This window comes from Salisaeta longa DSM 21114, assembly GCF_000419585.1.
GTDB classification, from domain to species: domain Bacteria; phylum Bacteroidota; class Rhodothermia; order Rhodothermales; family Salinibacteraceae; genus Salisaeta; species Salisaeta longa.
The window spans coordinates 1,757,077-1,771,128 of record NZ_ATTH01000001.1; the positions used below are offsets into that span (position 1 = coordinate 1,757,077).

The following is a 14,052-nucleotide window of genomic DNA, read 5'->3' on the forward strand; positions in this document are numbered from 1 at the left end:
AGCCCGAAGGCCGCTGCGCTCGTCGCATGCTTCCAACCATGAACGCGCGTCTTACAGGCTTTCCTGCTGACGCCGAAGGATGAAGAGTCCTTCGTTCATGCTCGTCATGATGATAATGCCGCTGTCAAAGAACGGATAGTTACTCCACGTGCCGGCAAAGCCCGGCTCGTCTTTGCCAAAGGGCACCGTGTCGAACTCGGCCACATGGCGCGGCGCGGTTGGATTGCTCACGTCCAAGATATGCAGTCCACTCACGTAGTTCGACTGGTAGGCCAGTCCGTCGCGAATGTACATGTTGTGATCGGTGGAGCGGTTCGGGAAGAAGTATTCCGTCGCCAGTTTCGGATTATCGAGGTCCGTCACGTCCCACACGAGCGCCCGCGTGCTGTCTGCCAGGCCTTGGATCTCATCGAGCTCATCGTTCTGAATGAAATACCGATGGTCTTCGGTGAGCCAGCCCTGGTGCACGTAGGCGTGATCCGGGTACGTACCCGTCGATACGGCTACGGGCTCGTCCTTGTTGGTAACATCGGCAATGCTGATGGCCGTTTCGTTCGCGCCGAAGCAAATCTCGCGGCCCTGATAATCTTTATCGGGACCGTTGTAGACGACGCACTGGGCGTCATGCGAGTAGCCCGTGCCGGTACGTCCGGTGGACGGATCGGCAAAGCATCCTGCAAATTCCGGCTCGGTCGGGTTCTCGATGTTGACCATGTGCAAGCCGCCACCACAGGTTTGGCCGCCGCCGCTGCTTCCTACGATATAGGCATAGCCCGTATCGGTGTTGATGACGACGTTGTGCGCGCTGTGAATCTTGTCGTAGTGCGCGGTTTCCTCAAACGTGACCGGTGCTTCGCTGGGCGACACGTCGCGCAGCTGCGTCAGGTCAAAGATCTGCATGCCGTGCTCGCCGGCGTTGTCGGCCACCACGTATGCGTGGTTCTTGTAGACCTTCACGTCGCGCCACACATTTACCGTGGAGCCTTCGGTGCGGGGCAAGCTGCCCAGGTACACCGGGTTGCTCGGGTCGGTCACATCTACGAACGAGGTGCCGTCAATGCGGCCCACGAGCGCGTACTCTCGCCCGGTCTCTGGATCGGTCCAGCCCCAGATGTCGTTCACCTGCACGCCTCGGCCGCCGCCAATCTTGTGCACCGGAAGGAACGAGACGAGGTCGACGTTCTGGCACTCAAACATCTTGGCGGTGCCATCGGTGCAGCGAACTTTGTTGCCGGTGATGGAAGACATCACATCGGCCGGCGCGCTTGCTACCGTGGCTTCTTTCCAGCCGCTCTCGGTAGCCCACAGGATCGTTGCGGTGCCCGCGCCATAGTCGGCACCTAGGCGGCCCGTCGCAACCACGTCGTCGCTCGCGGCGAGCGACGCCCCGGCCATCTGCCCCGTTTTGGTTGCTTCGAGGGCCACGTGCTGCGCAGCCGTCCAGTTGCCGTCGCTCCAGGTATAGCGGTAGAGAGCGCCGGTCCGGTCGTCCGCGCCGGGCGCGCCAATCCATGCCTGATCGCCTGCAAAGGCAAGCGAGGCGCCAAAGTAGTGCTCGCCGCCGGTGGCCAGTGGGTAGAGCGTGTGCTGGTGCTCCCATGTGCTGGCCGTATCGTTGAAGGCAAACGTGAACACCCGGCCCGCAGCCTCGTCGGCGCGCGGCGCGCCAATGAAGGCCGTACCATCGTGCAGCGCGATCGTTGAGCCGAAGCGTGCAGCGGAGTTCAGCTGACTGCGCATGAGCTGTCCCACCTCGTTCCACGCCTCGGCGTCCGCATCATAGCGGAAGGCATACACGACGCCCGTCTCCTGTCCGGCCGCGCCCGCCAGCAAGTGGCCGTCCTGCAGCGCCACGGTGCCACCAAAGCGGTTGCCCTTCTGAGCGCTCGACCCCACAAGCGTGGCCGTCTGGGCCCAGCCCGCATCGGTGCGGCGGTACACAAACACGCGGCCAACGGATGCGCGCGACGACGCGCCCACCGCAAGCCAATCGCCGTCAAGCGCAATGCTGCTGCCAAACCCGCTGATGCTATCCGGCACGGTCAGCTTGGCGGCTTGCGTCCAGTCCGACCCCGACTTATTGAAGATGTAGACCGCATCGCTGGAGGCGCTGGCCAGCGTGGTGCCATCCACCGAAAGGGCACTTCCAAATCCATCCTGCACGGCGCCGTCTTGGGCTTCCAGCACGGCGGCCTCTTGCCAGGCCCCCTCCTGCTGCGTATACAGATACACGCGGCCGGGGGTGTGCACAGCCCGCGGCTCGCCAATGAACACGGTGCCCTCGTGCACCGCAAGCGCTTGCCCAAAGCCCATCATGGCGCTATTGCGCGCAAACGGCGCAGACTGCGCGTGCACGCTGAGCGGCCACACGAAAAGGAGTAACAGAAGAAGAACGCGTCGCGATTGTACCATCATTGCTCAGGTCTTGCTCGGAGGTCGATGAAGCTGGTGCGTTCTGCAGGAAAACCGGCAGACGTAACTTGGGGCGTTGCTTGGGAACTCTTGCCAACGTGTTGACCCATTGCTCTCTCAAACAGAGCACAGCCAACCGATCCTTCATAGCCTTTCCATGATCGGGTGTTCCTATGTGGAGCCCTTGTGCTGTTGACAGCACACGCACGTCATCAGTTGCACCTGGCGCGCCGGTGGCACCGCATCGGCAACGGATCTGTCGGGCCTATCCTTCGTACGGAAAGACAGCATGAGCTCTTCGAAAGGTCTTAACCAAAGCGGCGTATGCGCGGGACCGGCGTGCGATGGATGATTGGGGTGCTGTTGCTGACCCTCGGCGGCGTGGGCGGGGCGATGCTCGCGCGGCGGTCGGGTACCGAGGCGCCGCCCGCGCCCACCGTAGCCCATGAGGCGCTGCAAATCCTAAAAGCCCGCCACGTAGCAGCCCCTACGGCCCGCCGGCTTGCGGCCGCCGGCATTCGGGGCACCCTGGCGGCGCTCGACCCGCACTCCACCTACCTGCCGCCTGCGGCGCACGATGCGGCCCGCCGCGCGATGCGCGCGTCGTTTGAAGGTATTGGCCTTTCGTACGAACGTATCGACGGGCCCGGTCCGGCCGACACCATCGGCGTGGTTACGGTCCTTCCCCAGGGCCCGAGCGCGGCAGCGGGCGTGCGGGCCGGCGACCGGATCGTGGCCATCGCCGGCACGACGGCGGTGGGCGTCACCGACGCGGCGATCCAGCGCGCGCTGCGCGGGCCCGCCGGCTCCACGGTGCAGGTTACGCTGCGCCGGCCGGGCCACGCACGCCTCCTGCAGCGCACCATCACGCGCGGCACCGTGCCCTTCCGCTCCATTCCGGCGGTGTACATGGTCGATGCGCGCACAGGCTACATCAAGATCAGCCGGTTTGCCCAAACCACCGGCGCGGCGTTTCAGGACGCGCTGCGCACCCTGCACCGCCAGGGGATGCAGCGGCTGATCGTCGACCTGCGGAATAACGGCGGCGGCGTGTTGCAAGCGGCCCTCGACGTGTGCGATGAGCTGCTGGCCGGGGCGCAATCCATCGTGTCGGTGCGCGGCCGCTCCACAACCAACGAAACGTTCCGCACCGAACCGGGCGGCGCCTTCACCGATGGTCCCCTGATCGTGCTGGTCAACGGACAGTCGGCCTCAGCGAGCGAGATTGTGGCCGGGGCGCTGCAAGACCACGACCGGGCGCTGCTTGTGGGCCGGCGGACGTTTGGGAAGGGATTGGTGCAGCAGCAGTACCGCTTCGGCGATGGCAGCGCCATGCGACTGACCGTGGCCCGGTTCTACACGCCGTCTGGGCGGCTCATCCAGACGCCGTACGCGGGCAGCGCAGCGCGCGATTCGGTGCGCTACACCACCGATGCCGGCCGCACGGTCGAAAGCCGTGGGGGACTGCAGCCCGATCGCGTTGTGACGCGCACGCCGGCCGACCGCCGCGTGCAGCGCTGGCTGCAATCGGGCGCTTTGCACCGCTACATGCGCTACTGGATCGACGCACGCACCCGGGCCCTGCGCATGCAGTGGAACGAGCGCCCTGAGGCGTTTCGCCTTCAATTTCGGATGCCCGCCGCGGCCTACACGCACTTCGTAGCGGAGCACGCGGCCGACGTGTCGCCTGCACGTATTGCGGCGGCGCGCGCGCAAACGATGCAGCATATGAAAAGCATGGTGGCACGCCGCCTCTTTGGCACCGAACTGTGGCACCGGGTGCGCAACCCCGCTACGCCCATCTTCCGCGCCGCTCAGCAAGCCTGGCCCGCGGCCGCGCTCCGTGCCCGGCGTTATCCCGTCGCCCCGCAGGCGTCGTCTCCCGTGCACGCCCACCGGACGCCCCTGCAAGCGCCGTGACCACGGATCTGTAGCGCAGCGCGGCCGTTCACGTTCACCGTTTCGTCATGCGTTTGAACGAAGCCCCCGCGTACAGCCATGCCCGATGGGCGCCGCGTTCCTGCCGATTACTATGCTCGCCTGGGCGTGTCGCCTGATGCGAATCAGCACGCCATCAAAAAGGCGTTTCGGCGCAAGGCCAAGACCCATCACCCAGACCGTGCCCCGGCACACCGGAAGGAGGAAGCCACGCGGCACTTTATGGCGCTGCGGGAGGCCTTCGATGTGCTGAGCGACCCCGAGGCGCGCGCCACGTACGACGCTGCACGCACCGCCGAGGCGCCCCGCGCGCCACAGTCGGCCCCCACGGCAGCAAGCACACGTGCGCAGCGCCGCGAATCGTTTGCGCGCGCCTGGCACGAGGCCCGTCAATCGCGTGCGGTGTGGCGCCGCAGCGCTACGCGCTCCATCCAAAGCAGCCTGTACGAAGAGCACCGGCAGATCTACCGCCACCACGAGTCGGCGGTACGGTGGGGAAGCATAGTGGGCGCCGGGTTGTTCGTCGCCGAGCCGAACATCATCTACAGCACCGATTACTATCTGCTCAACATGCTGCTGTGCGCGGTGGCCGGCGGCGCCGTCGGCTTTGTGCTCAGCACGCTGTGGGGCGTCCTCTCGCTGATTGTGCGCCCCGGCACGTAACCCGCTGCTCGCTGCTTTCTGCCTCGCATGTCTTACCACCTCGTCGATGGCACCGCGCTCTACGTGGAACAGCACGGCAGCGGCCCGCCACTGGTGTTTCTGCACGGCCTTGGATCGAGCGGGCGCGACTGGGCGCCACAGGTGGCCGCCTTTGCCGCAGACTTCCGCGTGCTCACGATCGACTTGCGCGGCCACGGGCGCTCGGGCGTGCCGCCGGGGCCGTACACCATCCCGCAGATGGCGCGCGACGTAGCCGTTGTCTTGCGGAAGCTCGACGCGACGCCCGCTACTGTTGTGGGCCTGTCGATGGGGGGCATGGTGGCGCTGCAACTCGCCGCCGACGCGCCGGACCTCGTGCAGCGCCTCTGCGTCGTCAACAGCATGGACGACATGCGCCTGCACACGTGGTACGACGTCTGGTTTTACCTCTCACGCCGCGTGGCGGTACGCGTTTTGGGAATGCGCCGCGTCGCCGAGCGCCTGGCCCGCGTGCTGTTCGTGCGCGATAGCCAGGCCCACCTCCGCGACGAGATGGTGCGCCGGTGGTCGGCCAACAATACGCGGGGCTACCTTGCCGCGATGGATGCCATCATGGGCTGGCACATCACCGATCGCCTGCCCGCCATCACCGCGCCGACCCTGCTGGTGGCTGCAACCCACGACTACACGCCCGTCGCCGCCAAACGACGCACGGCGGCGGCACTGCCCAACGCCCGCGTGGTCGTGATTCCCAACGCCCGGCACGCCCTTCCGGTGGAGCGCCCGGAGGCGTTTAATGCTACGCTCCGCACATTTTTGGATGCCGCCACACCATGACCATCGCTTTCCAGGGCATTCCGGGCGCTTACAGCGCCGCAGCCGCCGCCCAGGTGTTTCCCGACGCCACGTTGCATCCGTGCGAGACGTTTCGTGAGGCCTTCGCCGCCGTCGCCGCGGGCCGCGCAGATCGTGCCGTGGTGCCCATCGAGAACACCTTGTTTGGCAGCATCCCGGAGAACTACGACCACCTGCACCACCATCCGGTAACCCTTGTGGGCGACGTGTGGCAGCGCATCCGCCATGGCCTGCTGGGGTGCCCCGGCGCCACGCTGGCTGACCTCAAGACCGTGACCTCGCACCCGCAAGCGCTGGGGCAGTGCCGGCAGTACCTGCGGACCCATCTGCCGGAGGTGCGCACCGAAGCGACGTTTGATACCGCCGGAGCGGCACGGGCGGTGGCGCGGGCGGCGGACCCGACGCGCGCGGCCATCGCGAGCCGCGAAGCCGCCGAGCAGTACGACCTGGCCGTGCTAGACGCATCCATTGAGGACAATCCACAGAATTATACTCGCTTCTGGATTGTAGCTCCCGAGGGCACCCCGCCGCGCGCCGCGCCCACAAAAACGACGCTCACGCTGCGCCTCAACGATGCCGGTCCTGGTGCGCTGGCCCCGTGCCTGCAGGCGTTCGCCCGCCGCGCCGTCAACCTCACCAAGCTGGAAAGCCGTCCGCTCGTGGGCGCGCCCGGCCGGTACCTGTTTTACATGGATGTGGAGGCCGCGGCCTCCGATGCCGCTTTCGTGGCGGCCCGTCGCGTCGTGGCGTCGGCGGCCCACAGCATAAACGTTTTGGGAAGTTATCCGGCCGCCCCAGTGCCCACCACCACCGACGCGGGCCCTGCATGAGCATGCACCCCGCAGGGCCCACAACCGGCGAGGCGCTCCCGTTATGCACCGGAGCGCCCCGCACGTAATTTCCACCGATACAACTACACCGCACCTAAAAAGCTAGCACATCGCGGGCAGCTTCTAGAATGCCATCGTCGCTCGGCAACACGGCCTGCTCAAGCGAGCCGGCAAACGGGATGGACGTGAAGGCACCGGCTACCCGGCGCACGGGTGCATCGAGATAGGTGAAGGCCGCATCGGCAATCTGGGCGCACACCTCTGCACCAAAGCCAATGAACTCGTGGTCTTCGTACAGCACCAGCGCGCGATTCGTCTTGCGCACCGACTGCAGAACCGCCTCCCGGTCCATGGGCGTGATGGTACGCAGGTCGATAATTTCGACGCTCGCCCCGTCCTCTTTGTCCAGCGTCTTCGCCACGTTGCGCGCCTTGGCCACCATCGCCCCGTACGTTACAATCGTAAGGTCGTCGCCCGCCCGGTCGATGCGCGCCTTGCCCAGCGGCAGGGTGTAGCCTTCCGGCGGCGCGGGCGTGCGGGCCGAGGCGGCGCGGTACAGGGCCTTGTGCTCCAAGAACAGCACCGGATCTTCCGACCGGATGGCAGTAGCGAGCAGCCCCTTCGCGTCGGCCGCGTTGGACGGCAGCACCACCTTCAATCCGGGCATGTGCCCAAAAATCGACTCCACGTTTTGGGAGTGGCACAACCCGCCGTGGATATATCCGCCGCAAGGCACGCGAATGACCATCGGGCAGCCCCACTCGCCGTTTGAGCGGTACCGAAACGGTGCCACCTGATTCCGGATTTGCTGCATGCCCGGCCAGATGTAGTCGGCAAACTGAATTTCTACGACCGGCCGGTAGCCCGAAGCCGCAAGCCCTACCGCTGTGCCAATGATGGAGGCTTCCGCGAGCGGCGCATTGAAGCACCGATCTTCGCCGTACAGTTCGGTGAGGTCTTTTGTGGCGGTAAAGACGCCGCCCTTGGCCCCGGCTACGTCCTCGCCGTACACCAGCACCGACGTGTCGCGCGCCATTTCTTCTTTCATGGTGCGGTTCACGGCATCCACCATCACCATGGGGTCGGCGTCGGGGTCGAGGTCGTCCGCGGTGTTGTAGGTGAGGGGATCTTCGCCCTCAAAGTAGACGTGCTGGGTGGCCGTCTCGGGCGCGGGGTCGGCCTGCTGCTTGGCCCAGTCGGCCGCCTTGTCAACCTCCGAGCGGATGTCGGCGCGCAACGCGTCCACGGCATCGGCCGTCATCACGTCGGCCTCGATGAGGCGCTGCTCGAACCGCTTGAGGGGGTCGATGGCCTTGTCGGCTTCGAGCTCTTCGGAGGGGCGGTACTTCTTATGATCGTCGGAGGAGGAGTGCGCAAAGAGCCGCACGACATCGGCAACGAGGCACACGGGCCCGCGGCCCGCGCGCATGTGGTCGACCGCAGCCTTGGTGGCAGCAGCCATCGCGAAGAAGTCGGTGCCGTCAACATGCAGGCGCTCGAGCCCTTCGTAGCCCGCCGCGAGCTTGTACGCCGAGCCGCCCGCCGTTTGGTCTTCAACCGGCACGCTGATGGCGTACTTGTTGTCTTGCACAAAAAATAGCACGGGGGCGCTGCTGCGCGCGGCCCAGTTGAGCGCCTCGTGGAAGTCGCCCTGGCTCGTGGCGCCGTCGCCGCACGACGCGTACACGAAGTTGTCTTCGCCCCGCCGCTGGATGCCGAACGCAAAGCCGAGCGCCGGCAGAAATTGCGCACCCACCGAGGAGGAGGTGGTCATGATGTTGGCGCGCTTCAGCCCAAAGTGCTCCGGCATCTGGCGGCCGCCGGAGTTGGGATCGTCGGCCTTGGCCAGGTGGGCAAGCAGCGCCTCGCGCGCCGTTTGGCCCAGCGAGAGCGACAGGCACAAATCGCGGTAGTACATGCAGAACCAGTCGTGGCCCGGCCCCTCACCGGCGCGCGTGTGGAGTCCAAGCGCCGCCTGCGCCGCCTCGTGCCCCGCGCAGCCAATGTGAAAGTGCCCCTGCCCCTGCTTCAGGAGCGTCATCATCTTTTCGTCGAGGCGGCGCGACAGCATCATCAGGCGCAGCCGGCCGCGCAACGTATCCGCATCAAAGTCGTGCGGCGTAAGCGGCTGCACATCCAGGCTGCCCGTGACCGCGTGGTCGCCGTGCGAGGCGCCGTCGCCCTGCGGGGCACCGTCGGCCGTTGCCGGACGCATTTCGGGCGTGTTCTGTGAGGTCTCCATAACGTCAAAGAAGTTAGTCCAACCGATACAAACGAAGGGCCCCACGACGGGGCAACCGATGGCATGGCCCAGCGAAGCGCTTCCACTCGATCAAAGGTGAGCCAGTCCCTACAGTTCCGTTGCTGCAGGAGCAAACGAATCATTGTAAGGTAGCAAACGGCCGCCTCAATCGAAAGGAAATGCGGCGTCCGATGTCGTTTTTGCACCGCCTTCGCGAAGGCCGCGCGACCGTCGGATCGTAAAGCTGCGTCACCCCCCATTGGGCTTGTTCGAACGGGCGAGCGGCCGTAACCATGCCGCGGGGCGTTGTCGCGCCAACCGATGCCTCCCAGTCGGGCGAGAATGGGAGCGGAGAAAAGACGCCCGCCGTCCGACCATCGTGCGGACGTATGGTTCGTCTTTAAGACGTGGCATACACGGCGGGCTCATCGGTGGCGCCGCTGGTTACCGGTTCCTTCGGATCTTTCTCCAACACGACGCCCGCTTCAAGCGGACGGATGCAGGCGCTGTCGCCGGGGCGGAAGGTCATGCGGTTGTGCGTATGCACCAGGTACTCGGCCCCGTCGTAGGCCACGCGGTATGTGATGTCGTGTCCCTTGAATGCGCGCCCAATGACGGTGCCCACCGGCCCCGAGTTTTCGGTTGATGGATCGAGGGTGAGGTGCTCCGGCCGCATCGACACCAAAATCGTTCCCTGGGCGGCACGGTTCAAGCGCACGCGCCCCAGCGGCGTGTCGGCCTGTTCGCCTGTTGCTTGCGAGAACAGCAAGTTGGTGCGCCCCAAGAACTGCGCGACGAAGAGGGTGCGGGGCTCGTAGTACACCGCCTCGGGCGTGCCCACCTGCTCGATGGTGCCGTTGTGCATGACGGCCACGCGGTCGGCAAACGACAGGGCCTCTTCTTGGTCGTGCGTAACAAGCACGGCGCTCATGCCTTTGGCCTTCAGCAGCACGCGCACCTCCTGGCGGGTGCCCTGTCGCAAGAGGGCGTCGAGGTTGGAGAAGGGTTCATCGAGCAAGATGAGCGAGGGAGCGGGCGCAAGGGTGCGGGCGAGCGCCACGCGTTGCTGCTGGCCGCCGGAGAGGTGATGCGGCGCCCGCTCAGCAAACGAGGCGAGGCCCACAAGCTCCAGCGTCTTCTCGGCTTGACGGGTGCGCGCCGGCTCGGGCACCGCGCGCAGTCCAAACTTCACGTTCTCCAGCACACTCAGGTGCGGAAACAGCGCAAAGTCCTGAAAGACCAGTCCGATGCCCCGTTGCTCCGGCGGCACGTGGGTGGTTGCGTCATCCAGCACGCGGCCCTCCATAGCCACCGTGCCCGCCGTGGGCCGCTCAAAACCCGCCACACAGCGCAGCGATGTCGTCTTGCCACACCCGCTAGGGCCCAAGATGGCCAAGATTTCGCCCGGCGCCACATCAAACGATACGTCGTCCACGACGAGCCCGCCCGCGGCCGTAAAGCGCTTGCAGAGTCCGCGAACCGTAAGGAGAGGATCAGACATACACACAACCACGGTAACTGAAACAGATGGCCGAGCACCTTACGCCGCCGCCTCGGATTTCGTTTGCTCGCGGGGTTGCTGTTCACGCAACAACAACAATCCCACAAACAGTCCCGATACCGCGATGATGGCCAGGGCATACGGCGCAGCCTCGCCAAACATCGCCTCGTTGGCATAGCTCCACGCATTGAGGGCCAGCGTTTGAAAGCCAACAGGCGCCAGCAAAAACGTAAGGGGCAGCTCTTTCATGGCCGACAAAAAGACGAACGCCATGCTTACCAGCAGCCCGCGCTGCAACAGGGGCAGCGTCACCGCGCGAAACGCACCCAGCGCCGAGCGGCCCAACGACCGCGCAGCATCTTCCAGGTGCGGGGGTGCTTGGTACAACGAGGAGCGGATGGGCCCGATCGCCTCGGCCATAAAGTGCAGGGCGTACGCCATTACAAGGAGCGCCAGCGTCTGGTAGCCCCAGGGCACCGCCTGCAGCGTAAAGACGATAAGCGCCAGCGCAAACGCGAGCGGCGGGGTGGCGTAGCCCAGATAGGCGATGCGCTCCAGGCCGCGAGTGACCGGGCCCTCATGCCGCACGCCCACATACGCCACGGGCAGCGCCAGCGCAGTGGCCACCAGCGCCGCCGGTGCCGAGCCGCGCACCGACGCCCACGCCGCCCGCCCAAGATCGGCCCAGGGCAGCCCCTGACCGGCCGCTTCCGCAAACCAGTGCGCCACCGTCCATACCGGTAGCACCACCGAGAGGCCCGCCACCACCAGGCCAAACGCGTACGCCGCCCCGGCGCCCGCGCCCAACGACGCGCGCTGCGATTGCCGGGCCGGGCCGCCCCCGCCCGCCCGATGATACAACAAGCCGCGCAGCAAGCGCGCTTCGAGCACGAGGATCGCGCCCGTGAGCAGCAGCAGCATAAGCGCCAGGCAGGCCGCATAGACGCGGTCGTACGAGGACGTGTACTGCAGGTACAGCGCATAGCTGAACGTCTTGTACCGCATCAGCGAAACGACGCCAAAATCGCCCAGCACATGCAGCGACACAAGCAATCCGCCGGATAAAAACGCGGGCCGGAGCTGCGGCAGCACCACCGTCCAAAACACACGCAGGCGCGAAGCCCCCAGCGCACGCGCAGACTCCTCGATCGACGGATCCAGGCCAAGCAGCGCCGTCCGCAGGTTTAAGAACAGATAGGGAAAAGTGCCCAGCGTGAGCGCCAAGAGCGCACCTTCAAAGCCGCTCAGCCGCGAAATGACGATATCCATCGTGCGCGCCAGCGTCCCACGCGTCCCCGTGGTGGCGAGCAGCACGTAGGCCATCACGTACCCCGGGATGGCCAGCGGCAACACGCCCAAGAGCGTAAACACCTGCCGCCCGGGCAACGTGGTACGGGTGGTAATCCAGGCCAGCGGAAAGGCGAGGGCCGTGGTGCACGCCAGCACGCCGCCCGTAAGGAGCACCGTATTCCAAAGCAGTTGTGCGTTGCGCCACCGCACCACCAGATTCCAGAGAACCGTTGTGTCGGCCTGCGCAGCCCGCAGCAGCAAGTACCCCAACGGCACGAGCACGCCGCCCACCACCACAAGCAGCGGAATCGCCAAGAACCAGCGCTCGCGCCAAGCCTGAGGGGAGAAGGACATGCGTGCGACCTCCAAAACCAAACAGAAAAACCGTTACATCTACCGCCCGCACGACGCGCTGATTCTGCTCTGCGCCCTTTTCATGCAGTCCCATGCGGGCAGTGTAACGCGCCCCGGCGGTGTGCATCAAAGCTTTGGGGGATTCGTAGAGAAGACGCATTGTTTTATCGCTCAACCCCATGCGCTTGTGGACATCCTCGTGATCATTCCGGCCTTCAACGAAGCCCGCGCCATTGGGCAGGTGATTGCCGACATTCCGAGCGGCCTCGTACAGGAGGTTGTGGTTGTGAACAACGCCTCCACCGATGCCACCGAAGCGAACGCCCGCACAGCCGGCGCCACCGTTCTCACCGAAGCGCGCCGCGGGTACGGATGGGCCTGCCTGCGCGGCATCGCCTACGCACGCTCCCGCAAGCCCGATGTCGTCGTCTTCCTGGACGGCGACTACAGCGACCACCCCGAGGAGATGACGCGCCTCGTGCAGCCCATCGCAGACGGCACGGCCGACTTCGTCGTCGGATCGCGCATTCGCGGCACCGCCGAGCCCGGCGCCATGCTCCCGCAAGCCCAAATGGGCAACCGCCTCGCCTGCACCTTGATGCGCTGGATTTGGGGCGCCCCGTACACCGACCTGGGGCCGTTCCGCGCCATCCGCTTGGCCGACCTGCTCGCCCTCAACATGCAAGACAAAACGTTTGGGTGGACCATCGAGATGCAAATTAAGGCCATCCAGCACGGCCTGCGCGTTCAGGAAGTCCCCGTTTCGTACCGGCGGCGGGTGGGCGTGTCGAAAATCACCGGAACGATCAGCGGCACCCTTAAGGCATCGGCCAAAATCTTGTGGACCATTGCCCGGTACGCACTGCGCGCGCCACGCGCCAAGGCTTCGGCTGCAACCTAAGCGTACACCTGAGGCCTACACACAACTGTTATAAATTCAGGAAAGCGCTTCCAATCTTTCCCGCAAAACCGAACTTCTGCGCACACGCAGGGTAGGCTTTACGGTTTGTCCTTCCGCACAATGCAAGGTTTTTGTTGCCATGACGCCCGACATTTGGTACAACGGCGAGTTCATTCCGCACGAGGACGCACAAGTCCACGTCCTCTCCCACGTGGTGCACTATGGCTCCTCGGTCTTTGAGGGCATTCGCTGCTACAACACCGACCAGGGCTCGGCCATCTTTCGGCTCGAACCCCACATGCGCCGCCTGGTCGACTCCGCCAAAATTCACCGCATGAACGCCGACTTTACGCAGGCACAGCTGGAGCAAGCGGTGATGGATACGGTGGAACGCAGCGGCTTGGCCGAATGCTACATCCGTCCGGTCATCTTCCGGGGGATGGGGCCTATGGGCGTAAATCCCCTGGAGAACGACGTGGATGTGTTTGTTGCCGTGTGGGAGTGGGGCAAGTACCTGGGCGAGGAGGCCTTGCAACAGGGTGTGGATGTGGAAGTGGCAAGCTGGAACCGCCTCGCCCCCAACACGCTGCCCTCGATGGCCAAGGCCGGTGGCAACTACCTGAACGCCTCGCTTGTGAAGATGAATGCCGTTAAAAATGGCATGACCGAAGGCATCATGCTGAATACCAACGGCTACCTTGCGGAAGGCAGCGGCGAAAACCTCTTTGTGGTGCGCGACGAGACGCTGTACACGGCACCGGTGGGCCTCTCCATTCTGCCCGGCATTACCCGCGACGCCGTCATTACCCTGGCGCAGGAGATGGGCTACACCGTTGAAGAGAAGTCGCTCCCCCGCGAGGCCCTCTACATTGCCGACGAGGTCTTCTTTACAGGCACCGCCGCCGAAATCACGCCGATCCGTTCGGTGGATCACTACACCGTGGGCGAGGGCCGGCGCGGACCGGTCACGAAAGCCCTGCAGGATGCGTTCTTCGATATCGTAGAGGGCGGCAACGACCCGTACGACTGGCTCACCTTCGTCGACATTCCCACGGAAGCCGCCGAGCCGGCAACGCCCTAACGCGCA

General features: G+C 65.3%; 10 protein-coding genes. 6 read left to right on the forward strand and 4 right to left on the reverse strand.

The window, feature by feature from the left end; translation table 11 throughout:
- Positions 1–51 precede the first annotated feature (51 nt).
- Positions 52–2,370 carry a choice-of-anchor B family protein gene (locus SALLO_RS17740; RefSeq protein WP_169577899.1) on the reverse strand — a complete coding sequence of 773 codons (2,319 nt, stop codon included), beginning with the start codon at positions 2,368–2,370 and terminating at the stop codon, positions 52–54.
- Between the two features lie 366 nt (positions 2,371–2,736).
- On the opposite strand from SALLO_RS17740, the gene SALLO_RS15875 reads away from it, so the two are divergent.
- From SALLO_RS15875 to pheA, 4 genes are all read left to right on the forward strand, one after another.
- Positions 2,737–4,332 (forward strand): S41 family peptidase, encoded by a 1,596-nt coding sequence (locus tag SALLO_RS15875; protein WP_022835646.1) that lies wholly within the window; start codon positions 2,737–2,739, stop codon positions 4,330–4,332.
- A gap of 78 nt (positions 4,333–4,410) precedes the next feature.
- Positions 4,411–5,013, forward strand: a complete 603-nt coding sequence (locus tag SALLO_RS17745; protein ID WP_022835647.1) for a J domain-containing protein — start codon at positions 4,411–4,413, stop codon at positions 5,011–5,013.
- Between the two features lie 27 nt (positions 5,014–5,040).
- On the forward strand, positions 5,041–5,829 hold the full coding sequence (locus SALLO_RS0107260; RefSeq protein ID WP_022835648.1) for an alpha/beta fold hydrolase: 789 nt from the start codon (positions 5,041–5,043) through the stop codon (positions 5,827–5,829).
- Complete coding sequence (pheA, locus tag SALLO_RS15885) at positions 5,826–6,677, forward strand: prephenate dehydratase (protein WP_022835649.1); 852 nt, start codon at positions 5,826–5,828, stop codon at positions 6,675–6,677. The genes SALLO_RS0107260 and pheA overlap by 4 nt, the downstream gene beginning before the upstream one ends.
- Positions 6,678–6,771: 94 nt before the next feature.
- On the opposite strand, the gene SALLO_RS15890 is transcribed toward pheA, so the two are convergent.
- The 3 genes from SALLO_RS15890 to SALLO_RS0107280 all read right to left on the reverse strand — a co-directional run bounded on the left by SALLO_RS15890 (position 6,772) and on the right by SALLO_RS0107280 (position 12,064).
- Positions 6,772–8,919, reverse strand: coding sequence for an alpha-ketoacid dehydrogenase subunit alpha/beta (locus SALLO_RS15890; protein WP_022835650.1), 2,148 nt, complete (start codon positions 8,917–8,919; stop codon positions 6,772–6,774).
- A 400-nt stretch (positions 8,920–9,319) separates the two neighbouring features.
- Positions 9,320–10,420: an ABC transporter ATP-binding protein gene (locus SALLO_RS0107275; RefSeq protein WP_022835651.1), complete on the reverse strand. Its 1,101-nt coding sequence runs from the start codon at positions 10,418–10,420 to the stop codon at positions 9,320–9,322.
- A gap of 39 nt (positions 10,421–10,459) precedes the next feature.
- The gene (locus tag SALLO_RS0107280; RefSeq protein ID WP_028567017.1) at positions 10,460–12,064 is read right to left on the reverse strand and encodes an ABC transporter permease; all 1,605 of its coding nucleotides are present in this window, start codon (positions 12,062–12,064) and stop codon (positions 10,460–10,462) included.
- A gap of 187 nt (positions 12,065–12,251) precedes the next feature.
- On the opposite strand from SALLO_RS0107280, the gene SALLO_RS15895 reads away from it, so the two are divergent.
- Positions 12,252–12,965: a glycosyltransferase family 2 protein gene (locus SALLO_RS15895; protein WP_051141425.1), complete on the forward strand. Its 714-nt coding sequence runs from the start codon at positions 12,252–12,254 to the stop codon at positions 12,963–12,965.
- A gap of 139 nt (positions 12,966–13,104) precedes the next feature.
- Complete coding sequence (locus SALLO_RS0107290) at positions 13,105–14,046, forward strand: branched-chain amino acid transaminase (protein WP_022835654.1); 942 nt, start codon at positions 13,105–13,107, stop codon at positions 14,044–14,046.
- Positions 14,047–14,052 lie beyond the last annotated feature (6 nt).